General features: G+C 43.1%; 26 protein-coding genes. 22 read left to right on the top strand and 4 right to left on the bottom strand.

The window, feature by feature from the left end:
• Positions 1 to 86 precede the first annotated feature (86 nt).
• On the top strand, positions 87 to 1133 hold the full coding sequence (locus IEW69_RS06335) for an NAD(P)-dependent alcohol dehydrogenase (RefSeq protein WP_308420566.1): 1047 nt from the start codon (positions 87 to 89) through the stop codon (positions 1131 to 1133).
• A 66-nt stretch (positions 1134 to 1199) separates the two neighbouring features.
• Here IEW69_RS06335 and IEW69_RS06340 read toward each other — a convergent pair whose 3' ends face one another.
• Positions 1200 to 2408 (bottom strand): inositol-3-phosphate synthase, encoded by a 1209-nt coding sequence (locus IEW69_RS06340; RefSeq protein WP_188625987.1) that lies wholly within the window; start codon positions 2406 to 2408, stop codon positions 1200 to 1202.
• A 340-nt stretch (positions 2409 to 2748) separates the two neighbouring features.
• Here IEW69_RS06340 and IEW69_RS06345 point away from each other — a divergent pair, with 340 nt between their 5' ends.
• From IEW69_RS06345 to IEW69_RS06355, 3 genes are all read left to right on the top strand, one after another.
• Positions 2749 to 3546 carry a HipA family kinase gene (locus IEW69_RS06345; protein ID WP_188625988.1) on the top strand — a complete coding sequence of 266 codons (798 nt, stop codon included), beginning with the start codon at positions 2749 to 2751 and terminating at the stop codon, positions 3544 to 3546.
• Positions 3524 to 3907, top strand: a complete 384-nt coding sequence (locus IEW69_RS06350; protein WP_188625989.1) for a DUF3037 domain-containing protein — start codon at positions 3524 to 3526, stop codon at positions 3905 to 3907. Before IEW69_RS06345 ends, IEW69_RS06350 begins: the two co-directional genes overlap by 23 nt.
• 116 nt (positions 3908 to 4023) lie before the next feature.
• Positions 4024 to 4227 (top strand): cold-shock protein, encoded by a 204-nt coding sequence (locus IEW69_RS06355; RefSeq protein ID WP_188625990.1) that lies wholly within the window; start codon positions 4024 to 4026, stop codon positions 4225 to 4227.
• Between the two features lie 272 nt (positions 4228 to 4499).
• On the opposite strand, the gene IEW69_RS06360 is transcribed toward IEW69_RS06355, so the two are convergent.
• On the bottom strand, positions 4500 to 5720 hold the full coding sequence (locus IEW69_RS06360; protein ID WP_188625991.1) for a dicarboxylate/amino acid:cation symporter: 1221 nt from the start codon (positions 5718 to 5720) through the stop codon (positions 4500 to 4502).
• A gap of 129 nt (positions 5721 to 5849) precedes the next feature.
• On the opposite strand from IEW69_RS06360, the gene cls reads away from it, so the two are divergent.
• From cls to IEW69_RS06380, 4 genes are all read left to right on the top strand, one after another.
• Entirely contained in the window at positions 5850 to 7304 is a 1455-nt protein-coding gene (gene cls, locus IEW69_RS06365; RefSeq protein ID WP_188625992.1) for a cardiolipin synthase, read from the top strand.
• Between the two features lie 97 nt (positions 7305 to 7401).
• Positions 7402 to 8037 carry an HAD family hydrolase gene (locus tag IEW69_RS06370; protein WP_188625993.1) on the top strand — a complete coding sequence of 212 codons (636 nt, stop codon included), beginning with the start codon at positions 7402 to 7404 and terminating at the stop codon, positions 8035 to 8037.
• A 50-nt stretch (positions 8038 to 8087) separates the two neighbouring features.
• Entirely contained in the window at positions 8088 to 9371 is a 1284-nt protein-coding gene (locus tag IEW69_RS06375; RefSeq protein ID WP_188625994.1) for an NAD(P)/FAD-dependent oxidoreductase, read from the top strand.
• A 39-nt stretch (positions 9372 to 9410) separates the two neighbouring features.
• The gene (locus IEW69_RS06380) at positions 9411 to 9620 is read left to right on the top strand and encodes a hypothetical protein (RefSeq protein WP_188625995.1); all 210 of its coding nucleotides are present in this window, start codon (positions 9411 to 9413) and stop codon (positions 9618 to 9620) included.
• Here the strand turns inward: IEW69_RS06380 and IEW69_RS06385 are convergent, their stop codons facing one another.
• On the bottom strand, positions 9621 to 10310 hold the full coding sequence (locus IEW69_RS06385) for a DUF4397 domain-containing protein (RefSeq protein WP_188625996.1): 690 nt from the start codon (positions 10308 to 10310) through the stop codon (positions 9621 to 9623). It abuts the gene before it with no gap.
• Positions 10311 to 10569: 259 nt separating this feature from the next.
• On the opposite strand from IEW69_RS06385, the gene spt reads away from it, so the two are divergent.
• The 10 genes from spt to xseB all read left to right on the top strand — a co-directional run bounded on the left by spt (position 10570) and on the right by xseB (position 20750).
• Positions 10570 to 11775: a serine palmitoyltransferase gene (gene spt, locus IEW69_RS06390; protein WP_188625997.1), complete on the top strand. Its 1206-nt coding sequence runs from the start codon at positions 10570 to 10572 to the stop codon at positions 11773 to 11775.
• Between the two features lie 34 nt (positions 11776 to 11809).
• Positions 11810 to 12793 (top strand): NAD-dependent epimerase/dehydratase family protein, encoded by a 984-nt coding sequence (locus IEW69_RS06395; protein WP_188625998.1) that lies wholly within the window; start codon positions 11810 to 11812, stop codon positions 12791 to 12793.
• Positions 12794 to 12802: 9 nt separating this feature from the next.
• The gene (locus IEW69_RS06400) at positions 12803 to 13252 is read left to right on the top strand and encodes a phosphatidylglycerophosphatase A family protein (RefSeq protein WP_188625999.1); all 450 of its coding nucleotides are present in this window, start codon (positions 12803 to 12805) and stop codon (positions 13250 to 13252) included.
• 6 nt (positions 13253 to 13258) lie between these two features.
• Positions 13259 to 13633: a GtrA family protein gene (locus tag IEW69_RS17075; protein ID WP_188626000.1), complete on the top strand. Its 375-nt coding sequence runs from the start codon at positions 13259 to 13261 to the stop codon at positions 13631 to 13633.
• Positions 13633 to 16188, top strand: coding sequence for a DUF5686 and carboxypeptidase-like regulatory domain-containing protein (locus IEW69_RS06410; protein WP_188626001.1), 2556 nt, complete (start codon positions 13633 to 13635; stop codon positions 16186 to 16188). The genes IEW69_RS17075 and IEW69_RS06410 overlap by 1 nt, the downstream gene beginning before the upstream one ends.
• A 13-nt stretch (positions 16189 to 16201) precedes the next feature.
• The gene (locus IEW69_RS06415; RefSeq protein ID WP_188626002.1) at positions 16202 to 17491 is read left to right on the top strand and encodes a DUF4833 domain-containing protein; all 1290 of its coding nucleotides are present in this window, start codon (positions 16202 to 16204) and stop codon (positions 17489 to 17491) included.
• A 6-nt stretch (positions 17492 to 17497) separates the two neighbouring features.
• Positions 17498 to 18118: a sterol desaturase family protein gene (locus tag IEW69_RS06420; protein ID WP_188626003.1), complete on the top strand. Its 621-nt coding sequence runs from the start codon at positions 17498 to 17500 to the stop codon at positions 18116 to 18118.
• Between the two features lies 1 nt (position 18119).
• Entirely contained in the window at positions 18120 to 19058 is a 939-nt protein-coding gene (locus IEW69_RS06425; protein WP_188626004.1) for a phosphatase PAP2 family protein, read from the top strand.
• A gap of 139 nt (positions 19059 to 19197) precedes the next feature.
• Positions 19198 to 20544, top strand: coding sequence for an exodeoxyribonuclease VII large subunit (gene xseA / locus IEW69_RS06430; RefSeq protein WP_188626005.1), 1347 nt, complete (start codon positions 19198 to 19200; stop codon positions 20542 to 20544).
• Entirely contained in the window at positions 20544 to 20750 is a 207-nt protein-coding gene (xseB, locus tag IEW69_RS06435) for an exodeoxyribonuclease VII small subunit (RefSeq protein ID WP_188626006.1), read from the top strand. The genes xseA and xseB overlap by 1 nt, the downstream gene beginning before the upstream one ends.
• Before the next feature lie 89 nt (positions 20751 to 20839).
• On the opposite strand, the gene IEW69_RS06440 is transcribed toward xseB, so the two are convergent.
• A complete protein-coding gene (locus IEW69_RS06440; protein ID WP_188626007.1) occupies positions 20840 to 21421 on the bottom strand; it encodes a YceI family protein in 582 nt (193 codons plus the stop codon).
• 128 nt (positions 21422 to 21549) lie between these two features.
• Between IEW69_RS06440 and IEW69_RS06445 the strand changes: the two genes are divergently transcribed.
• The 4 genes from IEW69_RS06445 (at position 21550) to IEW69_RS06460 (ending at position 23984) form a co-directional block, all read left to right on the top strand.
• Entirely contained in the window at positions 21550 to 22287 is a 738-nt protein-coding gene (locus tag IEW69_RS06445; RefSeq protein WP_188626008.1) for a phosphatase PAP2 family protein, read from the top strand.
• A gap of 85 nt (positions 22288 to 22372) precedes the next feature.
• Entirely contained in the window at positions 22373 to 22795 is a 423-nt protein-coding gene (locus IEW69_RS06450) for a response regulator transcription factor (RefSeq protein ID WP_229663539.1), read from the top strand.
• Between the two features lie 120 nt (positions 22796 to 22915).
• On the top strand, positions 22916 to 23434 hold the full coding sequence (locus IEW69_RS06455) for a DinB family protein (RefSeq protein WP_188626009.1): 519 nt from the start codon (positions 22916 to 22918) through the stop codon (positions 23432 to 23434).
• A complete protein-coding gene (locus IEW69_RS06460; protein ID WP_188626010.1) occupies positions 23418 to 23984 on the top strand; it encodes a YdeI/OmpD-associated family protein in 567 nt (188 codons plus the stop codon). The genes IEW69_RS06455 and IEW69_RS06460 overlap by 17 nt, the downstream gene beginning before the upstream one ends.
• Position 23985 lies beyond the last annotated feature (1 nt).

Genomic DNA, 23985 nt, shown 5'->3' on the forward strand with positions numbered 1-23985 from the left:
TAACTAATCATGTGCGACTTAATTCTTCATTTTCTCGAATATGCTAAATCAATACGGCCGATGTATTTGTTTCCTTGTAAAAGATAATTATGAATGTTAAAGCATATGCAGCTACAGGGCCTCAGGCACCATTAGCACCTTACCAGTTGGATCGCAGATCCTGCGGACCGAAAGACGTTGAACTTGAAATTCTATACTGCGGGGTTTGCCATTCCGATATTCACACCGCGCGTGATGAATGGGGTGGAACCATGTATCCTGTAGTTCCCGGACACGAAATCGTCGGCAAAGTTACCCAGGTTGGCGCCGAGGTTTCCCGCTTCCAGGTTGGACAGACCGTTGGTGTAGGCTGTTTCGTGGATTCTTGCGGGCACTGCCATAACTGTGCGCAGGATAACGAACAATATTGTGAAAACGGGCACTCCCAAACCTACAACTCCTTACTGCAAGACAAGAAGACAATCACCTATGGTGGTTATTCTACACACATTGTAGTTACCGAGAAGTTTGTGCTTAGTGTGTCGGACAAGCTGCCACTGGAAAAAGTAGCGCCGTTACTTTGTGCAGGTATTACAACTTACTCGCCACTTCGCCACTGGAATGTGAAAGCTGGGGATAAGCTGGCTGTTGTTGGACTAGGTGGACTTGGCCACATGGCCGTAAAGATTGCTTCCTCAATGGGTGCGGAAGTTACCGTACTCAGCCGTTCAAAAAGCAAGGAGAAAGATGCGCAGGAACTTGGTGCACACCACTTCGAAATTACGACTGATAAAGAAAACATGAAACGCTTAGCCAATCGCTTTGACTTTATCATTGACACCGTTTCTGCAGAACATGATTATAACGAGTATTTGGCATTGTTAAACACGAATGGCGTGATGGTACTATTGGGTGTACCACCAAAGCCTTCTGATGTTCATGCTTTTCAACTGATCGGTGGTCGCAGGAGCTTGGTTGGTTCACTTGTGGGCGGTATTAAAGAAACACAGGAGATGCTGGACTACTGTGCTGAACACAACATTACTTCGGATGTGGAAATGATTAACATTGATCAGATCAATGAAGCTTACGAACGCACGCTTGCCGGAGATGTTCACTATCGTTTCGTGATTGATATGAAATCACTGAAGTAAACTGAAAATCCATTTAAACTAAAAAGCCCCGAACACAGTTCGGGGCTTTTTGCTATGTGGGTTCTACTAAACCAATTCTTCTTTCTTACGAAGTTGTTTGGTGGTAGATGCTGTAAGTTCTCTGTTTGCAAGTGCATGGCACTCATAAATTGCATCACTAAACATCATTTGCTCAGGTGGCGTTTTCTGGGTAGAAGCAGAAGGACCTCTTAAGGCACCAACAAGACCTAGTTCTCTTGCTACATATACGTAACGGATGGCATCAATTACCACACCTGCAGAGTTTGGAGAATCTTGTACGGAAAGCTGTGCATCAAAAATAACTGGTGCCCCCATAAAGCCTTCAAGCTCCAGACGGAAGTTCGCTACTTTGTTGTCACCATAGAAAGAAATGTACTCAGATGGACCTGCATGCAGGAAGCTATCTTGTGTAGAGATGCCTCTGATGTCATTCTGTGCACGGATAACGTTTTCCTTAGAAATCTTTTTAGACTTCAAACGGTTTTTATCTTCCATGTTCAGGAAGTCGGTATTTCCACCAACATTACGTTGGATGTGTGCTTTTACATGGTGACCGCGTTCGAATGCAAGTTCCTGAAGCATTTGAGAAACGATACTTGCACCAAACTGGCTGCGCATATCATCACCAATGATTGGAATACCAGCATCAATGAATTTCTGTTCCCAAACCGGGTCAGATGCAATAAATACTGGAATACAGTTAACTAGTGAGATGCCAAGCTCAAGGCAGATTTCTGCAAAGAACTCAGTACCTTGTTGCGAGCCTACAGGAAGGTAGTTGATCAGCACTTCAGTGCCGGTTTCAACCAGTTTGTCAACAATCTCCTGACGGATTTTAGCAACCAATTCCTTATCATAATCAACACCAATAAGAAGCAGATCTGTGTGCTTTAATTCTTCTTTAATCACAAATCTATTTGCTTCCGGATAGGCAGCCATCATTGGCGAAACACCATCCAGCACTGGAGCACGGTATACTAACGCCTCACAATGAATGTCATCATTTAATACAATTGTGCAATTTGGTTTTGCGAAAATTGCCTCTTTAATTGGCAAGCCAATTTTTCGCTCATCGATATCAAAGCCACATACAAACTCAATATTGGCTGCTGTATAGCCGCCGATGTTATCAGCCATTAAGCCTGAGGTCTTATCTGTGAATTTTGAATAATATTCTACACCCTGTACAAGAGAGCTGGCGCAATTACCAACACCTAAGATTGCAACTTTAATTTTATTTTCCTGGTTTTGCATTATTGATTTATGATTAAACTAGTTGACCTGGAAGTGCCCGGTGGTAACCGCGTACTGCCTTCTCTGTTTCGTCCTATATTAATGGTAATATTATTAATATATGCAGCAAAAATATTGATTCTTCTCGTGAATTTCGTTATACAGGAATAAAATTCTGAAGCAAATGTCCACGGCTTGCAAAGTTTGACAATTTTACAACCAATTCAACTGGATAAATTTGAGCTTTCCAGTCTTAAATGCGAATTAGCGCTGGAAATTAGATTTTAAACATAGATTTGAAAACTTAGAATAAAGAATTAAAACCTGAGCATAAAGAAGTCGTAGAACTTAAAAGAACGATATGATTGATAAAGAGCATCAGCTTCGCACGGTGAATGTGATCCGCTACATCACACCATTGCGGGAAGGGGGATCAATGCCCGCCTTAGCCGAAGCAGACGATGAATTTTTGTATGTACTGAAATTTCGCGGGGCCGGACAGGGCATCAAAGCCCTTATCGCAGAACTGATTGGTGGAGAAATTGCCCGTGCGCTGGGCTTTCGTGTGCCGGAACTTGTATTCGCCAACCTGGATGAAGCTTTCGGGCGCACCGAGCCAGATGAAGAAATTCAGGACCTGCTGAAAGCCAGCGTGGGCATGAATCTCGCTTTGCACTACTTATCCGGCGCCATAACCTTTGATCCGCTGGTTACCGTGGTGGACGAACGGCTAGCTTCTGAAATTGTATGGCTGGATTGTTTGCTGACGAACATGGATCGTACGGCAAGAAATACAAACATGCTGATGTGGCACAAAGAACTCTGGTTAATAGATCATGGTGCCTGCCTTTATTTCCATCATGCCATGCAGAACTGGGAAGAACAGGCGATCAAACCATTTTCCCTGGTCAAAGATCATGTTTTACTATCCCGGGCAACGCAACTTGATGCTGTAAACAAAGACTTCAGTGCAGTGCTCACACCAGCGTTGATCCAGCAAATCGTCGACCTGATTCCAGATGCATGGCTTGCTGCTGAAGGTACAGCGGCAGAGGCTGCGCAACAGCGGAACATATACAAGGAATTTCTGCTGCGCAGATTAGGCAGTTCAGACATATTTACAAAAGCAGCAAACGATGCAAGACAAGCACTTATTTGAGTATGCCGTAATTCGCGTTGTACCAAGGGTGGAACGTGAAGAATTCATAAACGCAGGTGTAATACTGTTCTGTGCGAAGAAGAAGTTTCTGGAATGCAGGTATTTGATTGATGAAGCTAAAGTACGTGCGCTATGCAAAGAAATCGATCTGGAACAACTGACCTTAAACCTTCAGGCACTCCGCCGCATTTGTGCAGGGGGGAAAGATGCAGGGGTAATTGGGCAGCTGGATGCCGCATCCAGGTTCCGTTGGTTAACGGCAACCAGGAGCACTGTCGTGCAGTGTTCTAAGGTGCATCCGGGCTTTTGCGACGATCCGCTTGTCGCGCTAAACCGCCTGCAGGAAACTTTAGTTGTCTGATTTGTAATTTTCTTAAAACAAATCTTATGCGCGCGAAGTTAATTGATAAAATATTTTGAATATAGGATTGGGCTATGTAGCTTTAATCAAATTAAATCAACAACTATTAGAATACTATGAAAAATCAAGGAACAATTAAATTTTTTAACGAAAGCAAGGGGTTTGGATTCATTGTTGACGCGAATTCAGGCAAAGATATATTTGTACACTCTACCTCTATTGCTGGCGGTTCAAGAGGCCTGGTTGAAGGAGATCAGGTTGAATTTGAAGTTGCAGAAGGCAAAAAAGGACCAGAGGCAAAGAATGTTGTGAAGTTGTAAGGCTTTATTAGAAATTTGAAAACAGGTACCGTCCCAGATGGTGCCTGTTTTTTTTTGCCCCTATTTTTTTGAAACCCCCGGCCGCTCAGGATCTGTGCGGTTTTTTTGTGCATAATAGAATGACCATGACGGGCATGTGGATAGCATTCAGTCGCAGAACAGATACACAGCAGACGCACACGAAACGCACAGATCTGTGGGTCCGGTGTGCGTTTGGTGTGCGTTCGGTGTGGGGTTGCTGTGCGTTTGGTACGAAGCTAATGCCTTTTCGGCTATACCTTAGCCTGGAGCCAATTCTTGCCTTCGGTGAACCTGGACACCAACATTGCACAGACGTTGTCGCCGGTTGCATTAAGAAGGGTAGCCATAGGGTCGACAAGCGTTCCGATGATCATTGCTGCTGGCAGTGCCTCTGGCGGGAAGCCATAGGCAGAGATGAAAAGCAGCTCACCAACGTACCCGCCATTTGGAATGCCGCCTTCAACGATGCTCACCAGTACCGTCATGCCCAGCGCTAAAATGATCACGTCAGCACTATTGAAACTCCGCCCGAACATGGCGAACACAACTGCCATTTTAATGATGGATGATATACTGGATCCATCCTTATGCAGCGTAGCGCCCAGGGGAATCGTCACATTTGCGATGTAATCTGGTACACCCATTTTCTTACAGCCATCAAGGTTTGCCGGGATTGTGGCTATGCTGCTGCAGGTGCCGACCGCTGTTGCGGATGGGACAATGTTGTTTTTCCAGAACACCCGTAAACCAGTGGCGCCACCAGCCACGAGTGCATAAAGGCTGAAGAAAACGACGAAATAAAACGCACCCACACCATAATATACACCCAGCGAACGGGCGTAGGTGCCGAAAAGTTGCGGTCCGAATACGCCCACCTGATATGCGAAATAGGCGCCCAAACCGATGGGTGCAATCTTCATGATCAGGATGAACACCTGCTTGAAAACCTCATTTCCGCTATTCAGAAAACCTTTGAATGCTGCAGCACGATCTCCGGCCTGTAAACTTGCAAAGCCGATGAGTACCGAAAAGATGATCATCGCCAGCATACTCTTACGTGATAACAGCTCATAGAATTCCGCTGTGGTAAACATGCTTGTAATCTGGTCTCCGAAGGGCTTTTCACTTAGCGTTTCCGTCAGCTCAATAGCTTGTACATTTTCATGCAAAGGAAATATGCGAACGGCAAGGATGGTCAGCAAGGCTGAAATGATGATTGTTGACAAGAAGACCGCTGCCATAACACCCATCATCTTGTTGAGTTTATTTGAGGTGCTGAGGTTTGCGATGGCGGAAGAAATCGCAAAGAATACCAGGGGTATAACCGCAGTAAACAGCAGATTCAGGAAGATGTCGCCCACAGGTTTCAGGACTTCCACTTTATTGCCAAATATTAGTCCTGCAATGCTGCCGGCGATGATACCGGTAAGCAGCAAGATAATGCCCTTATAATTCTGAAAAAACTGGTTCATAACGTAATATAGGATATCAAAACTGTTTTCATCTTTTTGAAGTTAATGTATGTGAAAATTATACATAGATTAACAGTGTGTGCTGCTGTTTAGATTTCATATCATTTAATTAAATTTTATTGCTGAAGCATGTTGGATTGGTTGTTAATTGCTGAAATCGTTTACGTTATAGGCATTGCTGCAGTTTGCCTGAGAATTGTTTACGAAACCGAGTCCACGAGCAAGACATTGGCTTATCTGCTGCTCACCATCTTTTTGCCCATCGGCGGCATCATCGTGTATTTTGTGATTGGTACCAATTACCGCAAACGCAAACTCTATAGTAAGAAGATTTTCAAGGATGAGCAGCTGATGCACAGGGTGAAAATCCAGATCTTCAGGACTTCCGCTACGAGCTGGAAAACTGTTGCTGCGCCACTCCGGAAATATAGAAAGCTCTTCACCTTGTTGCTCAACAGCAACTGGAGTAGTTTAAGTACCAACAATAAAGTAGAAATCCTGCTGAATGGTGAAGAAAAATTTGCCTCCGTGCTCGCCGCCCTTAAAGCAGCAAAGAACCACATTCACATAGAATACTACATTTTTGAGGACGATGAGATTGGGAATGCCATCAAAGACGTACTTATTGAGCGTGCCCAGGCAGGGGTAGAGGTGCGGTTCATTTATGACGATTTTGGCAGCAGGTCCATTCGCAATACCATTGTGCCAGCGCTTATCGCCGCAGGTGTAAAAGCCTATCCCTTTTACCGGATATTCTTCATTGCGCTGGCAAATCGACTGAATTACCGGAACCACCGGAAGATCATCGTCATTGATGGTAATATCGGGTATACGGGGGGAATCAACATCAGCGACCGCTACATCAATAAGCCTGGTGCAGACCGGGATGCGTACTGGCGCGACACCCACCTGAAGATTACAGGGCCGGGCGTGTACTATTTGCAGTATCTGTTCATTTGCGACTGGAACTTTTGCTCAGATCAGGAATTGGATCCGGACCGGGATTTCTTCAACACACAAGTTCCGGAAGAAACAGGGGCCTTGGTCCAGATTGCTGCGAGTGGACCAGATTCCGATGATCCGACCATTATGTTTTCATTGGTGAAAGCCATCGGCATTGCGGGTAAGGAGATACTCATCACGACGCCGTACTTTATACCCGGAGAGACACTGCTGGACGCTTTAACGGTAGCGGCCCTAAGTGGTATAAAGGTGAAGTTGCTTGTGCCGGAGCAGTCCGACTCAAAGATGGTAGACCTTGCTGCAAGGTCATACTATGAGAATCTCATGCGTGCAGGGGTAGAGGTGTATCTATATCAAAAAGGATTTGTACATGCGAAAACCATGGTGGTAGACGCTTCGCTCTCGGTTATTGGGACGGCCAACATGGATCACCGGAGCTTCGATCTGAATTTCGAGGTAAACAGCATCATCTATGACGAAATCATCGGTAGGCAACTGGCAAAAGTATTCCATCAAGATTTACTAGAAGCACAGCGGATTGATCTTGAGCAGTGGCAGCACCGGAGCATCTTTAAACAATTTCCCGAGAAGGTTGCGCGGCTGTTTTCCCCTTTATTGTAAAGCCTGAAGATTTCTGAAACCGTTACAAATCATCTGTGTTTAGTTATCGACAGGGGATAACCCGATTGTTAGCGTCACCCCGGCAAATCGTATTAATATGGATAATCAGGATCTAAGAATTTTATTTTTCGACATCGGCGGTATTTTACTTTCAAATGGCTGGGGGCACGAATCCAGAGCAGCAGCAGCGGAAAAGTTCGGCCTGGACTACGAAGAAATCAATGTTTTACACAATTTCATTTTCAACGTTTACGAGATCGGGCACATCAGTTTGGATGACTATCTCGACACGGTAATCTTCCATAAACCGAGAAACTTCCCAAGAGAAGATTTCAAGGAATTCATTTATGCACAGTCTGTTGAACTGCCGCATATGTTGGCCTGGCTTAAGGGATGGAAAAAGAATTGCGGGTTTCGAATCATTTCGATCAACAACGAAGGGAAAGAATTGAACGACTACCGGGTAGAGAAGTTTAACTTACATGAGTGCTTTGATGCTTTTATCTCTTCGTGTGAGGTGAAGCTGAGAAAACCCGATCCTGCCATCTTTAAACTGGCTTTGGGCATCGCGCAGGCGACCCCTGCACAGTGCGTTTATTTTGATGACCGGATTATGTTTGTTAAAATTGCAGAAAAATTGGGCATTAAGGCCTACCAGCATACCAGTTTTGAATCGACTAAGGAGATCCTGTTGAACTTACAAGATTCCTCATCGCTTGCCGAGCATGCCTGATAGACTTATGGTTCGATTTTGGATAAAGATAAAATAAAAATAGAATATTTATGACTAGTACCGAGTTAAAACAGGTAGTTATTGTTGGAGGTGGATTTGCCGGTGTAAATCTTGCAAAGGAGTTGGCGAAACACAATTCTTATGTGATCACTTTGGTTGACAAGAATAATTATAACTTCTTTCCGCCATTGCTGTATCAGGTGGCGACAGGATACCTGGAGACTTCAAACATCAGTTATCCATTCCGTAAATTATTCCGCGGAAGCAACAACTTCACCTTTAGAATGGGCACCGTAATCAAGGTCGTTCAGCCAGAAAACAAACTTGTTCTTGATACTGGTGAGCTGCATTATGATATTCTTGTTTTTGCGACTGGCACCGAAACGAACTATTTCGGAATGGAGAATGTAAAAAAGAATTCCATTCCAATGAAAACGGTGCAGGATGCGATCTACATGCGTAATACGTTGCTCGAAAGACTTGAACGCGCTACGCGCGAACCCGATCCGGCAGTTCGGAAGAAGCTGACGACAATTGTCGTAGCGGGTGGAGGACCTACAGGGGTTGAGATTTCGGGCATGTTCGCGGAAATGAAGAGAGTTGTAATTCCTAAGGACTACCCGGAACTGATTGGTAGTAATGGCGAAATCTATCTGGTTGATGGCTTGAAGTCTGTGCTGGCACCAATGAGCGAGAAGTCGCAAAAATATACCTATGATACCCTGACGGATATGGGCGTTAAAATTAAGCTCGACTGTATGGTGAAGGACTTCAGCGATGATGTTGTTCAGTTCAGTACAGGTGAGTCAATTGAAACCACAACCCTGATCTGGGCTGCAGGCGTTACGGCGAGTGTATTCGATGGTATTGAGAAAGAATCCTACGGAAGAGGCAGAAGAATGCTTGTTGACGCTTACAATAAGGTAGAAGGCACACAAAACATCTATGCATTAGGTGATACCTGTTTGCAAACCACTGATCCGGCATTCCCACAAGGTCACCCGCAGGTGGCGCAGGTAGCGATTCAACAAGGCGTGAACCTGGGTAAGAACCTGAAGAACGTTGTTGAAGGTAAAGCCCTTAAGCCCTTTGCATACTATGATAAAGGATCTATGGCAATCATTGGCCGTTTTAAAGCGGTAGCAGATTTGCCGAAGCCTAAAATTCACTTCAATGGCTTCATTGCCTGGATGGCCTGGTTATTTGTGCACCTGGTTTCTTTAATAAACTTTAGAAATAAAGTGAAGACCTTTTACAACTGGTTTGTATCTTACACCACAAAAGATCAGTCTTTGCGGGTTATTGTTAAACCTGGACATCAAAATACTGATTAACTTAATATTAAGTTAACATAGATAAAGCATCTTTGCATTATGTTCATAAATCTACTAGCCATTACGTTTTACGTATTTGCCTTAATTGCAGCTTTCAAGATGGAATCCTTTTCAAAGGGGCTGTTGTTCATATTGGTGGTCATTGCCATAAGCGGGTTGCTTTATCTATTTATCCTTTTTCCGGGTGTTTCTGGTCTGGCAGTCGCAATTATTCTGGTTGCCTTCATCTTAAAACAAGGCTTGCGCTAATTACTTTTCTTCGGTAATTACCATCCGGATCTCTGTTGCTGGCGTTGCAGCATTCAACCGCCCGGTTGTCCATATGGTATAGATCTTTCCTTTTTCAAAGGCAAAGGACGTTTCTTCTATTACATTCTGACCATTGCTACTATTGGTAAGGTTGATGATGTAACTGCTCTTTTCATCAAGTTCCTGGTAGGCCGAAGGTTGCTTGTACTTCACATTTTCAAACGTTGTAGGTGTATTTAAAAGCGTCATGGTGAGCGTTAGCCCATCTGTGTCGGGAGAAAGATTCAGGAACTTTACAAGGGGCCTGTCCGGGTTTCTGATGTTCAGATCATCTTTTATGGTAAAGAATTCAAGTGAGTCTGAGGACCGCAATACGAATAAGGATTGAACTTCATCACCAATCAGGTTTGCCTGTACCGAGGCTTGTACCGGCGGGTTACTGGCTAAGGTAGCCAGCAGGGGCCATGTGCCTTCGTATACGCCGATGTACCCACTTGAAGTACCGGTGCCAAGTGCAGCACTGTATCTATCTTCTTCGCCAATTTTGAAGTTTAGCGGAGACTCTGTTGCATTATAGATGGAGAGGTAGGAAATGGGGCGGGTATAATCTTCGGTTTTCTTACATGAACCCAAAAGAAAACATAAAAACGCAACTGCGAGGATCGGTATAATGGTGGATGTCTTTTTCATTTTAGAAATTAATCCCATAAAGGTAACAAAAAATGAATTTTTCTTTTAGTTAGAAAACTTACAGTTCCCGGGAACCTATTTTTGACAAAAAAATTATTAATTATACGTCGAAATGGTAGCAGAATGCCTTACTTTTGTACCTCATAATTTAACATATTTTTAATATATTTAGTTCAAGCTTCAGGCAGGACGTGGTTTAATCTTGATAAACGGGCCTCCTAAATATATTTTTCCAACTGCAGTATTATACGGTTCAAGCATGCGTAAAAAATTACAAGATAGAATCGCGTCATTCAAAGATGCGACAGCGATTAAAGAAAGGGGCTTATATCCTTACTTTAGGTCAATTGAATCAGCTCAGGACACCGAGGTGATCATTGATGGCAAAAAAGTTTTAATGTTTGGGTCTAATTCATATTTAGGATTAACGAATCACCCAAAGATCAAAGAAGCGGCAAAGCAAGCTATCGACAAATACGGGACAGGCTGTGCGGGTTCAAGATTTTTGAACGGAACTTTAGATATCCATTTGGAATTAGAAAGAAGGTTAGCAAATTATGTTGGTAAGGAAGCAGCGGTACTTTTCAGTACTGGATTTCAGGTAAACCTGGGTGTAATCTCTTGCTTGCTGGACCGTAATGACTATTTGATTCTGGACGAATACGATCACGCATCCATCATTGATGGTAGCAGATTATCTTTCTCAAGATCTATCAAATATGCACATAACGACATGGATGATCTTCGTAAAAAGCTGAGCAGACTACCTGAAGAATCAGCAAAGCTGATTGTTGCAGATGGTATTTTCAGCATGGAAGGGGATCTTGTAAACCTTCCGGAGATCGTTAAAATTGCTGATGAGTTTGGTGCGAACATCATGATGGATGATGCACACTCTCTTGGCGTAATTGGATTTAACGGATCGGGTACTGCATCACACTTTAATCTTGTGGATAAGGTTGACCTGATCATGGGTACTTTCAGTAAATCATTGGCTTCTTTAGGTGGCTTCATCGCCGGCTCTGAAGAAACTGTTGAATATATTAAACACCGTGCGCGCTCATTGATGTTTAGCGCAAGTATGCCACCATCGGCTGTAGCCAGTGTAATTGCTGCTTTAGATATTATTGAATCTGAGCCGGAACGTATTGACAAACTTTGGGATAATACCAACTACGCGAAAAAACTACTATTAGATGCAGGATTTGATATCGGTGCAACAGATAGTCCAATTATTCCGGTATACATCCGTGATAACGACAAGACTTTCCAGATCACGAACATCCTTCACCAGAACGGTATCTTCGTAAATCCGGTTGTGTCACCAGCAGTGCCGTCAAATTCATCACTGATCCGTTTTTCATTGATGGCTACACACACCTTTGATCAAATCGAAGAAGCAGTAACTAAACTTCATCATGCATTTCAACAGGTAGAGGTACCTATGGCTAAGGTGAGCATTTAGTGCTTACCTTAATTACGACCGCTAACTAGGTTTTATGCAAAAGAAGGTATTAATTACCGGTGCGAGTGGGTTTGTTGGTTATCATTTGATTGCTCAAGCGGTCGCAGCTGGCTATGCTGTTGTTGCAGCAGTTAGAGGTTCAAGTGCTGTCGATCATCTAAAAGGGTTCGACATTACCTATACGCAGCTGAATTATGCAGATGTTGATGCCTTGCATAAGAACATTCTTGAGCATGGCTACGACTACATCATCCATGCTTCCGGAACAACAAAGGCAAAAACTTTAGCGGATTACAATCTTGTAAATGCTGAATACAGCAGGAACCTGGCTTTAGCCTCCATAGGTACGCCCGTTAAAAAGTTTGTTTTTGTAAGTAGTCTTGCTGCGATCGGTCCGTTGACGAGTGTGGGCGGCAGTATTTCAGCCAGTCAAACGCCAACACCTGTAACCAGCTACGGCGCAAGTAAACTCCAGGCGGAGCAATATCTGAAAGCCATTGATGGCTTACCACTTTTGGTGATCCGGCCAACAGCGGTGTATGGTCCGCGCGAAAAAGACATTTTTATTCTTTTTACCAGCATCAACAAGGGCTTGGAGCCTTACATCGGTCGATTTGATCAACAGCTTAGCTTTGTTTATGTTAAAGATCTGGCAGCTGTCATCATTCTGGCTTTAGCCTCTACTTTGACGCATCAGAGCTATAACATCTCTGATGGTCAGGGGTATGACCGCTATGCTTTGGCAGACTACGCAAAAGCCCAGCTTTCAAAGAAGACCTTCAAATTTCATATCCCTTTGCCCATTGTACGCTTTCTGGCGACTGCGCTAGACGCCTTGTATGCAAACAGTAAAGCGACGCCGGCCTTGAATAAAGAGAAGCTTGCGGAACTTACTGCAGTAAATTGGGTTTGTGATATAGAAAAAGCAAAGATGGAACTCGGCTACCAACCCAAATATGATTTAAAAGCAGGTCTTAGTGAAACCATGAAATGGTATCGGGACAATAAATGGCTATAATCTGAATACATGTTATTTCATAAACTTACGGCAACAAGTCTGGGGATAGGGTATATCGGCAAAGGTGCAGGTACTGCAGCAGCTGTCGTTGCCGCCTTGGTGTGGTATGGTGTATCCACCCTCGGGTATGAAGGTTTTCTCCCGGCATTTTTTGCCACCTTATTCATTATCGTACTGGGCATTTGGTCAGGCAATAAGGTGGAGCCCATCTGGGGCAAAGACCATGGCCGTGTGGTAATTGATGAAGTTGCGGGCATGTGTATTACCTTACTATGGATACCTGCTACGCCATTGAACATTCTGGTCGGATTAATCCTGTTTAGGTTCTTCGATATTCTAAAACCCTTGTTTATTAGAAAATTAGAGGCGCTACCTGGTGGTTGGGGCGTGATGTTTGATGATGTACTTGCTGGCATTTATGCCAATATTGTATTACAAATATTTATCAGGTTTAACTAATTCATCGTGGCGACATTCTTAAAAGCACAGGTATCTTCTTTATCAGCCTCAATTCTTGACTTTCTTACCACAATAGTCTGTAAACATGTGCTTAACTTTGGTGTCATACTGGGGAGTGGTACGGGGACTACGGTTGGTGGGATAGCGAATTTTCTAATTGGTCGGAGCTGGGTTTTTGGTTCAAATCAGGGAAAAATACAGAATCAGGCATTCAAATACTTCATTGTATGGTTTGGCAATCTGATTTTAACAACATCCGGGGTGTATCTGGTCACGCATTACTTTCAGCTCAGTAATTACGTTATTCCAAAGATCCTTGTGTCAGGTGTAATAGGGGTTCCCTACAATTACCTGATGCAGAAAAAATTTGTATTCATATAATGAAAAGAGTTCAGTTAATTGCCACAATTTATACGTTCTTACTATGCTTCTTTGCTGTTGATGCGCTAGCGCAAACGACACTGATAAAAGGAATTGTTACCGATGCTAAGGAAAAGGATCCTTTGCCATACGTTACTGTCCTTTTTAAAGGAACGAGTATCATGACCAGAACAGATGCAGATGGACGTTTTACGATCAGTACAACTGCAGCACATAACACCTTACAATTTAGCTATGTTGGTTACAAGACTGAGTTCTTAACCATCACACCTGCACAGACTCAGGAGGTTTCAGTTAAGCTAAACCCCGAAGCAACCGCTTTGAATGAAGTGGTTGTTACTGCAGGTAAACGTCCGCGATACCGCAATAAAGAAAACCCGGCAGTCGAGTTGATTCGTAGGGTGATTGATAACAAAGCGATAAATCGTGGAGAACGTTACAAGGCGATTGAATTTGAACAATACGAACGCATGATGTTCTCGATGAGCAACCTGTCTGAGAAGTTTAAAAACAGACGTATTTTCAGGAACTACCAATTCCTGTTTGAGGAACAGGATTCTACGAAAATCGGTGGTAAGAATATCCTACCGGTATATATGGAGGAGAAGCTGTCTCAAAATTACCTGCAACGCGATCCGGACAAGAAAAAGACGATTGTACTGGCAAACAAACAAGTGAACTTTGATAATGCTTTGATTGACAATAAAGGATTGAGTCAATATTTTGAACGCATGTATGCGGATATTGATATTTATGCAAACAACATATCACTGCTCAGCAATCAGTTTTTAAGTCCGATTGCAGATGCTTCCCCAACTTTTTATAAATTCTTTATCACCGACACCATTAAGACACAGCAACCGAATCTGGTAGAGCTGTCGTTTATCCCAAGGAACAACACAGACTTTCTATTTGAAGGCAAGATGTATGTTACGCTTGATGGTACATACGCGGTTAAAAATGCTTACTTAACGATTAACAAGAACATCAATCTGAACTTTGTTCGGGCGTTGGAGGCGACTTTAAACTTCGACAAGAATGCGGATAATCGTTACCACCTTGCCAAGAGTAATCTTGTTGTAGATTTTGGCTTGAACCAAAATAAGGGTGGGGGATTTACAGGTGAGCGTACGGTGGCATTTACAAAATACAAGATCAACAATCCACAGCCGGAGCAGGTGTTCCAGGGTGATGCAGTTGTCATTGCACCAACAGCAACGCAGAAATCAGATGACTTTTGGGCTAGTAATCGTGCCGACACTCTTTCCGAGGCAAACCTGAAGGTTTACCAGAATATCGATACGTTGAATAACATGAAGTCTTTCCAGAAGACCATGGACCTGGTGACCTTATTGTTTGCGGGTTATAAGGACTTTGGACCTTTTGAAGTCGGACCAGTAAACACCTTCTACAGTTTTAACGATGTTGAAGGCTTAAGGCTTCGTCTTGGTGGTCGTACAACTACGGCTTTGAGCAAACGCTATTATTTTGAGACCTATGCTGCTTACGGTATCCGGGATGAGAAATGGAAGTATTTCCTGAGTGGAACCTACTCTTTGAATAACAAGTCTGTATACACCTTCCCACAACATTACTTGCGTGCAAGTTTTCAGCGTGACACCAAGATCCCTGGCCAGGAATTACAGTTTGTTCAGGAAAACAACTTCCTTTTGTCTTTCAAACGTGGAGAAAACAATGTGTTGCTTTACAACGATTTCTACAGATTGGAATACATGAAGGAATATGAGAATCACTTCTCTTACAATGTTACCCTGAAGAAATGGACGCAACGCCCTGGCGGTGTACTGGCTTTTGAGAACTTTATTGATGGGCAGCCGAATTTAGTGAACAACATCACGACTTCGGAGATTGGTGTTGCATTAAGATACGCGCCAAATGAGAAGTTTTATCAGGGGAAGCTTTATCGCACGCCGATCATCGATAAATATCCGGTGTTTAACCTAAGGTATGCGGCAGGCTTAAAGGATGTATTAGCAGGCGATTACAACTATCATAACATTAATGCAAGTGTTGAAAAGCGCTTTTACTTATCACAATTGGGCTTCTCGGATGTAACTGTTGAAGGTGGGTACATCTTCGGCAAAGTACCATATCCTTTGTTGACCATTCACAGGGCCAATCAGACCTATGCTTTCCAACTGAGATCATACAACCTGATGAACTTCATGGAATTTGTGAGTGATCGATATGCAAGTTTTAATATTGATCATAATTTTAATGGTTTCTTTTTTAATAAAGTACCTTTGCTGAAAAAATTGAAGCTTCGTGAAATTGCTTCATTTAAGATCATCTATGGTGGCTTAAGGGAGGAAAACAATCCTAATCGTGATGCTTCGTTATTGCAGTTCCCAGTGAATGCGCAGGGTGTTAAGACTACCTATTCGCTAAACCGGGAGCCATATATGGAGGGAAGCCTTGGAATTGGAAACATTTTCAAGCTGTTCCGGGTAGATGTGGTGAAACGTTTCAGTTATCTGGAACATCCCGTGGTGTCTGAATACGGTATTCGGGCAATGGTTAAATTTGACTTTTAATAATACAATAATAATGCAGACAGTATCAACGAGAGATCGTTTACAACAGGGAATTTACCTGGTGATTAATCCATTTGTAAAGGGATTAATAAAAATTGGTCTTACGCCAAATGCAGTAACCACCCTAGGCTTACTCCTGAACATTGGGGTTGCAGTGGTGTTTGTTTTTGGCGCAGAGCGCAGTAACCGGGGTGACCTGGATTATGTCGGTTGGGCAGGCGCACTGGTTCTTTTTGCAGGATTATTCGATATGCTTGACGGTCAGGTGGCCCGTTTGGGTAATATGAGCTCAAAATTCGGAGCGTTATATGATTCAGTACTTGACCGCTACAGCGAACTTATTCTTTTTCTTGGTATCTGTTATTACCTGGTTTCTCACCACTACTTCCTGAGTTCTCTATTTGCCTTTATCGCAATGATTGGTTCCATGATGGTGAGCTATACGCGGGCCAGGGCCGAAGGGCTTGGGATTGAATGTAAGGGTGGACTGATGCAAAGACCTGAGCGTGTGATTACCATTGGTATTTGTGCGATTCTTTGCGGCGTTATGGGCGGTGTGATCGGTGGTGACTACAAGATCTATATTCCAGGTCTTCCTGTGCAGATCTTCGAGACCATGTCAATCTTTACCATACCGATTACGATTATGGCCTTTATGACCAACATCACGGCCGTGAACAGACTTCGTGACGCTAAGAAAGCATTGGATTTACAAGACAAGAAACAGTCGCAAGCGCCACTTGGAAAGGTTGTCGTGATCTTGCTTATGACATTTGTGGGTTTATTTGCCGGTGGTGCTGTTGCACAGACTGCTGATAACAGCAATCCCTCACCAATAAAGTTCCCTACGCCGAAAGGTATACCGCATGAACTGTTTTACTTACAGCGCGACCCAAACACGAATACGGTGATCTATGCGTTGAACTTAAAAGCGGATGGCAAAGTGGATCCGGAAAAACCCATAAATGTTTATTGGATGCGTTATGCGGATAAAGGTCAGAAAGAGGATCTGAGTTATGTTCAACGTAAATTTGCATACGGCGTACAGACCAAGGCACTTGGAAACGATGAGTACGAGATCAGGTTCGTTTCGCACAAGAAACTACCTTTGTACTTGAAGCGGTCGACGGTGGATAAGAAATACCACGTGTACATAGAGGCAAATGATAAGAAGATCGAGTTAGATCGTGTATTTGTTCGCATTGAAGGCGGATCGTACTGGATACCCAACGTTAGATATGTTGAACTTAAAGGCTTGAATGCCAAGTCACAAACGCCTATTGTTGAAAGATTAAAAATTTAGTGAAAAATGAAAAGGAATTTTGTTTCAAATTCTACTGAATCTGTAAGAATGTTTAAAAATGGATTTCTGGAAAGTTTGTCTAAAGTCCACTACTGGGTACCGCTGGTGGTATTCATCCCGGTAATCGGAGTTTTAAGCTGGCAGGCACTAACTGTGGAACAAATGAGTTTGCTAGCTTTTATCGGTTATACCTTACTTGGTTTATTTGTCTGGACAATCACGGAGTATGTTTTACATCGCTATGTGTTTCATTTTTACCCGAGTTCGGAAATTGGTAAACGCATACACTTCATTTTTCATGGTGTACACCACGATTACCCTAATGATGCGAAACGGCTGGTGATGCCACCTTCGGCAAGTATTCCCCTAGCAGCATTATTCTTCGCACTATTCTACTATCTGTTACCATCGAACATTGTTTACGCCTGCTTCCTTGGCTTTATTACGGGTTATCTGGTTTACGATATGACGCATTATGCGTTGCATCATGCCAGCTTTAAAAGCCCTTTCTGGATGAAATTGAAAAAACATCATATGCTGCACCACTATTCGGATTCTACTAAAGGTTACGGGGTAAGCTCTGACTTCTGGGATAAGATCCTTGGCTCTAACTTCTCTAAGAAATAAAATGCCGCTTACTTATTCTGGCGGAAAAACGCTTTATTCACTGCAGGACTTTTTAATAACTACGGCGCTCTCACTGGCTTACCTGATATTATCGTTTGTAATGATTGGTTTTAAGTCAGATCAGGTTGTACTGATTTTGATTTTTAACGTTTGTTACTATGCATCGGCTTATACCAGGAAATTTATCCTGGGCTTTTCGATCTTCATTGTTTACTGGATCATTTTTGATTACATGAAGGCCTTTCCGAATTACCGCTTCCACGAGGTGAGTACTTTGGAGCTTTACAATCTGGAGAAGTCCTTTTTCGGGATAAATGATCAAGGGCTGTTACTTACACCCAATGAGTACTTCAAGGCACATCATCATGTCTTTATTGATGTGGTAAGTGGTTTTTTCTACCTGATGTGGATTCCGGTTCCATTGGCATTCGCTGCATTTTTATTCTTTAAGAACAGGCACGAGTTCCTTTACTTCTCTTTGAGTTTTGTGCTGGTGAATTTGATTGGATTCGTAATCTATTACTTGTATCCGGCTGCACCACCATGGTACATACAGCAGCATGGGTATGAATTCATTGCGAACACGCCCGGTAATACAGGTGGACTGGCCAGATTTGATGCTTACTTTGATGTGCCGGTTTTTGCTTCCATCTACAGCAAAAGTTCTAATGTGTTTGCTGCGATGCCTTCTTTACACTCCTCATATCCAGTGATAGTATTGTACTATGGTATCCGGAACCGCCTTGGTCTTTTCAACTTATTTTTCGCCATCGTGATGTTGGGTATATGGTTTACCGCAATTTACACCAGCCACCATTATTTACTGGATGTGCTTGCAGGTATCAGCTGCGCGATCGTTTCTATTTACCTGTTTAATTATCTGGTTAAACATACCCGCTTGAAAAAGCTATTGGACAGGTATGCTAAAGCAATTGCGTAACATCAGGCTTTTAGCTTGCCAGCTGCTATCAGTTTGATCAGCTGCCTGGATATTTTAGTTTGCTATTATTTTTAGCTTTATAGAAAAGTATCTGATCTATTATATTTAGATTTGATGCAGGCACTTAGCTGCGCAGGTATTGGAAAAACACATTAAACTATCGGAACTTACGTCCAGCATTCAACGAAAGATTGATGATGCTTTTGCGAATCATGCCTTTTGGGTGGTTGCCGATGTTACGAATCATACCTACAAAGCGGCCAATAACTATCACTATTTCGAGTTGGTAGAAAAAGAAGTCACTTCATCCAGGATTGTTGCCAAGGTTGCGGGACGGGCATGGGGTGCAGGTGCGCTTCGCATTGACCGTTTTGAGCAAAGTACCGGTCAGCGTTTTAGCAACAATGTGCATGTGCTGGTATTGGTTATGGTTCAATATACCCCGGCATTTGGACTACAATTAAACCTGCTGGATATTGATACGAGTTTTACCCTGGGGCAGTTTGAGAAGATGCGCCTGGCGACATTGGAGATGCTGCTGAGCCGTAATCCGGACTTTATCAGAAAGGTAGGGGATCAGTATATCACCAAGAACAAGCAACAGGAATTAAAACCTGTTATGCAGTATCTTGCTGTATTGAGTTCTGATACCTCTGCAGGCTATCAGGATTTCAGACATACGCTAGCGAACAATCCCTGGGGATATGGTTTTAAAATTGACGATTACTTCACGGCAGTACAGGGGGAAGGCAATGCTAAGAACCTCGTTAACCGCTTGATCGATATTTATGAATCGGGTAAACCATACGATGCCGTGATTTTGATCAGGGGTGGCGGTGCACAGACGGACTTCCTGATTTTTGACAACTATGAACTGAGCAGGGCAGTGGCTAGATTTCCCATTCCGGTGATCACGGGAATTGGCCACCAGAAGAATGAGACCATTTGTGATTTGATGGCGAATACGGCTTTAAAAACGCCGACGAAGGCCGCTGAGTTTATCCTGGCAAACAACCGTGTTTTTGAAGAGAAGCTTATCCATGCGCAGAAAAGGATCATCATAAAAACACAACAAACAATCCAGCAGCACCAGCACCGTTTGTCTATGGTGAAGTCCTACTTTGTAGGTGACGTACTGGGCTTATTACAACATATGCAAAGTGCCTTATCGAGGTTGTCGGGATTAGTGCTTGCAGTACCTGGGATGTTGTTGCAAAACAAGGAGCTGGCATTGCTGCAACTGCAAAAGGAACTGAAGGCGAATACGGAAGACCTCCTGAAGAATAAGGCATCAAGTCTGCTACTGCTTGAAACCATGATCAGGCTGATGGATCCTGTACACATACTTCGTAAGGGTTTCACCATGATCAAGATCGGAGAAAGAATCGTTACAAATGAGGAGGTGCTGGTACCTGGCACGGAGATTACCATCCAGCGGGCAGCGGATGAAGTAAAAGCAATCGTATCACAAAATCAAGAAATATAATGGAAGAGATTACCTACGAATCAGCATACCAGGAGCTGGAAGACATCACGAGAGCGATAGAGAACGAAGCGGTTTCGGTTGATGTGCTCGCATTGAAAGTGAAGCGGGCTTCCTTTCTAATTGAGTTCTGTCAGAAAAAACTCAGACAAACAGAAGAAGAAGTAGGAAACATCATCCGGAAAATAGAAGGCGATACCAGCAAATAGGTGTATTTGAGCGCTTTTAAAGTCGCAAATAAAAAAGGGTATGATAACGATCGTTATCATACCCTTTTTTATTTGGCAGTATTTGGAATTTATTGTTTTACAAATTCAGTATTTGCATTAAGAACAACCTCATCGCTTAACATTGCATTCGGGTATTTAGCGCCGAAGTTGAAGTCAGCACGTTTGATGGTACCGCTAACTTTGAAACCAGCGATGGTTTTTTTAGATTGTGGGTTAGTGATTACACCTCTAAGTGTTGCATCAAGGGTTACTGGTTTAGTTACGCCGTGGAAAGTAAGGTTTCCAGCAACTTTGTATTTATTGCCGCTTACTTTTTTCACAGAAGTACTTTTGAAAGTCAGCTTTGGATATTTTGCTGCATCGAAAAAGTCTTCAGAAACAAGGTGCTGGTCTCTTTTTTCGTTGTCCGTATTAACTGAAGCAACATCCGCGCTTAGCTCAACAACAGCATCGGTAAAGTCTTCCTTCGAAGCAGTAATTTTAGCGTCGAAATTCTTAAAGGAACCTTCTACGTCTGAAACCATTAAGTGGGTGATTTCAAAGCCTAGCTTAGAGTGCGCTTTGTCTACCATCCAGGTAGTAGATTGGATGCCTTTGAATCCAAAAAGTGTGGTAGCCACAACAACAAATAGTAATGATAGTTTTTTCATCTTAATTTAATTTGTGACAAATATGGAATAATATTTTTCATCTTGTATTGATGTATGTTAAGAAACATTCTGTCATTATTTTTGTAATGCTAGTATATCGCTTGTTCAATCTCTACGTTTAATGAAGTATGCATAAAATCTCTGCCCTGATCTTTGTCCTGTTCTTTCCATTTTGCCTGTCTGCTCAAGAGCTTGATAGTGTTCCAAAAAAAGAGAAGGTGGGCGTAAAACCCTTCATTATACCTGCGGCACTTATCGGCTATGGCTTTATCGCAAAGGGTGACAATTTCATAAATGATTTTGACAAAAGCATACAGCGAAGGTTGCACAGCAGTAATCCAAACCCATCAGAAAGGGCAGACGATATTTTAAGGTATACCCCGGCAGCGATGGTGTACGGTTTGCATCTGGTTGGCATCAAAGGAAAGAACAGTCTGGTTGATGCGACGGGGGTGTACGTACTATCCACGGTGATCATGGGGGCGTCGGTGCAAACAACTAAGCGCCTGACCCAGCATGTTCGACCGGACGGATCAGATCAGCATTCCTTTCCTTCAGGCCATGCAAGCACGGCTTTTGCATCTGCAGAATTCCTAAGGCAGGAGTATGCAGATGTTTCGCCCTGGTATGGCTACGCAGGTTATACTATTGCAACAGCCACGGGTGTTTTGCGCCTGAAAAATAACAAACACTGGTTTGGGGATGTTGTGGCTGGAGCGGGCTTCGGCATTCTGTCTACAAAGGCAGCATATCTGTTGTACCCAGAGATTAAAAAGCTGTTTAAAACTAAACCCGGAACATCATATACGCTTATTCCGGGTTACCAGCAAAATCGTATCGGCCTGAATTTCAATGCTACATTTTGATTTATGCAATCTGGTATCGGGGATGTAACGTCTTAATGCGCGCTTTTAGCAATTGTGGCAAAATAGTTGTGTACAAAATATAAAAATGTTAATTTCGAATATGATCAGAAGAATACATGTACTTGAGGATGACAGTGACATCAGAGATGTTATAGAATATTTGTTAAAGGATGAAGGATATGAGCTACAATTATCTTCTTCATTCAGTGAGTTAAAAAGTAAGTTGAAAGATTCTTTGCCAGATTTGTTTTTGGTGGATGTTATGCTTCCAGACGGTAACGGTATTGAGATTTGTACTGATCTTAAAAATGATATGTTTACCAAACATATTCCAGTGATCGTGATGTCAGCGAATCCAAGGAGTAAAGAACTTAGTACACAGGCAAGCGCTGACGATTACATCAGCAAACCGTTTGATGTAGATGACGTGGTAAAACGTATTGATCAGTTGTTGGACAAAAAAGGAACAAAAGCAAATCCTGGTTCGACTGCGAACGAGATTGCTTAATTAGGATATAATACTGAAAAGCCTGCATCGATTGATGCAGGCTTTTTTTGTGAGGTTTATTTTGCGGATCCTGTTTACAATAGGAGGTCGTACTAGAGGGATTTAAATACTAAAATATAGATGTCACAGGAATTAGAGGTTTGGCAACGCGGGCCGCTGCCAGGGATTACACCGATCTTGCAGCCAGTAGGGCATGCACTGTTACAAGCCCGGGAAGAGGTAGAATTGTATCTTGAAAGTTTTCCCGATCGCTTACTTTGGGTAAAGCTTGCGGGAATGGCTTCTGCTGGCTTCCATTTACAGCACCTTAGCGGGGTGCTCGACAGGGTATTTACATATGCACGTGGCGAAAAGCTTAATTCTTTTCAGTTTGAACAGCTAGAGGCAGAAGGCAAGGATATACCGGAGGGACTTACGGTAAGCACACTGTTGGATCGTTTCCGCAAGCAGGTAGATCAAGCTATGGAGCAATTGAGGACGACTGACCCGGCTACATTAGCAGATTATCGGGGCGTAGGACGAGCAGGCCTGCCTTCAACAGTGATCGGGCTGCTGGTGCATGGTGCAGAGCATACCATGCGTCATGTAGGACAATTAATGGTAACTGTAAAGGTGCTGGCACATGGAAAAGGTGAATAGTTGGCGGGCGGAACTCGACCTGCTGGTCGATATCATCTCCAGAGCTGGCCTGAGCAGTACCATTAAGTGGGGCACTGATGTCTTTACCTATAAAGGGAAGAACGTGGTTGGCATTGCTGGATTTAAGGATTATGTAGCATTGTGGTTTTATAATGGTGTGTTTCTGAAAGATGAGCACCAGGTATTACAGTATGCGCAGGAGGGGAAGACAAAAGCATTGCGACAATTGCGTTTTTACAATAAAGAAGACATCGTGGCTGATTTGATTTTGGAATACGTGAAGGAAGCAATGGCGCTTGTAGATGCAGGTAAGCGCCACAAACCAGAAAAGCTACCCCGTCCAGCAATGCCGGATTTGCTGGATGCGGCACTTGAAAGCAATACAAAGCTCAAGTTGGCTTTTGAGCAGCTCCCTCCATATAAACAGAAGGATTACATAGAACACATTGCTTCGGCAAAAAGGGCTGAAACGCAGTTGGCACGCTTGGAGCAGATCTTACCAATGATTTTAAATGGTGAGGGGCTGCATGACAAGTATGGAAAAAGATGAG

Origin of the sequence: Pedobacter quisquiliarum, assembly GCF_014642175.1 — a bacterium.
GTDB classification, from domain to species: Bacteria; Bacteroidota; Bacteroidia; order Sphingobacteriales; family Sphingobacteriaceae; genus Pedobacter; species Pedobacter quisquiliarum.

What these genes read in the sequence shown, in the direction of transcription:
- IEW69_RS06340 (WP_188625987.1), bottom strand. Translation starts at nt 2,408, where the DNA reads ATGCAAAACCAGGAAAATAAAATTAAAGTTGCAATCTTAGGTGTTGGT.
- IEW69_RS06345 (WP_188625988.1), top strand. Translation starts at nt 2,749, where the DNA reads ATGATTGATAAAGAGCATCAGCTTCGCACGGTGAATGTGATCCGCTAC.
- IEW69_RS06350 (WP_188625989.1), top strand. Translation starts at nt 3,524, where the DNA reads ATGCAAGACAAGCACTTATTTGAGTATGCCGTAATTCGCGTTGTACCA.
- IEW69_RS06355 (WP_188625990.1), top strand. Translation starts at nt 4,024, where the DNA reads ATGAAAAATCAAGGAACAATTAAATTTTTTAACGAAAGCAAGGGGTTT.
- IEW69_RS06360 (WP_188625991.1), bottom strand. Translation starts at nt 5,720, where the DNA reads ATGAACCAGTTTTTTCAGAATTATAAGGGCATTATCTTGCTGCTTACC.
- cls (WP_188625992.1), top strand. Translation starts at nt 5,850, where the DNA reads ATGTTGGATTGGTTGTTAATTGCTGAAATCGTTTACGTTATAGGCATT.
- IEW69_RS06370 (WP_188625993.1), top strand. Translation starts at nt 7,402, where the DNA reads ATGGATAATCAGGATCTAAGAATTTTATTTTTCGACATCGGCGGTATT.
- IEW69_RS06375 (WP_188625994.1), top strand. Translation starts at nt 8,088, where the DNA reads ATGACTAGTACCGAGTTAAAACAGGTAGTTATTGTTGGAGGTGGATTT.
- IEW69_RS06380 (WP_188625995.1), top strand. Translation starts at nt 9,411, where the DNA reads ATGTTCATAAATCTACTAGCCATTACGTTTTACGTATTTGCCTTAATT.
- IEW69_RS06385 (WP_188625996.1), bottom strand. Translation starts at nt 10,310, where the DNA reads ATGAAAAAGACATCCACCATTATACCGATCCTCGCAGTTGCGTTTTTA.
- spt (WP_188625997.1), top strand. Translation starts at nt 10,570, where the DNA reads ATGCGTAAAAAATTACAAGATAGAATCGCGTCATTCAAAGATGCGACA.
- IEW69_RS06395 (WP_188625998.1), top strand. Translation starts at nt 11,810, where the DNA reads ATGCAAAAGAAGGTATTAATTACCGGTGCGAGTGGGTTTGTTGGTTAT.
- IEW69_RS06400 (WP_188625999.1), top strand. Translation starts at nt 12,803, where the DNA reads ATGTTATTTCATAAACTTACGGCAACAAGTCTGGGGATAGGGTATATC.
- IEW69_RS06410 (WP_188626001.1), top strand. Translation starts at nt 13,633, where the DNA reads ATGAAAAGAGTTCAGTTAATTGCCACAATTTATACGTTCTTACTATGC.
- IEW69_RS06415 (WP_188626002.1), top strand. Translation starts at nt 16,202, where the DNA reads ATGCAGACAGTATCAACGAGAGATCGTTTACAACAGGGAATTTACCTG.
- IEW69_RS06420 (WP_188626003.1), top strand. Translation starts at nt 17,498, where the DNA reads ATGAAAAGGAATTTTGTTTCAAATTCTACTGAATCTGTAAGAATGTTT.
- IEW69_RS06425 (WP_188626004.1), top strand. Translation starts at nt 18,120, where the DNA reads ATGCCGCTTACTTATTCTGGCGGAAAAACGCTTTATTCACTGCAGGAC.
- xseB (WP_188626006.1), top strand. Translation starts at nt 20,544, where the DNA reads ATGGAAGAGATTACCTACGAATCAGCATACCAGGAGCTGGAAGACATC.
- IEW69_RS06440 (WP_188626007.1), bottom strand. Translation starts at nt 21,421, where the DNA reads ATGAAAAAACTATCATTACTATTTGTTGTTGTGGCTACCACACTTTTT.
- IEW69_RS06445 (WP_188626008.1), top strand. Translation starts at nt 21,550, where the DNA reads ATGCATAAAATCTCTGCCCTGATCTTTGTCCTGTTCTTTCCATTTTGC.
- IEW69_RS06450 (WP_229663539.1), top strand. Translation starts at nt 22,373, where the DNA reads ATGTTAATTTCGAATATGATCAGAAGAATACATGTACTTGAGGATGAC.
- IEW69_RS06455 (WP_188626009.1), top strand. Translation starts at nt 22,916, where the DNA reads ATGTCACAGGAATTAGAGGTTTGGCAACGCGGGCCGCTGCCAGGGATT.
- IEW69_RS06460 (WP_188626010.1), top strand. Translation starts at nt 23,418, where the DNA reads ATGGAAAAGGTGAATAGTTGGCGGGCGGAACTCGACCTGCTGGTCGAT.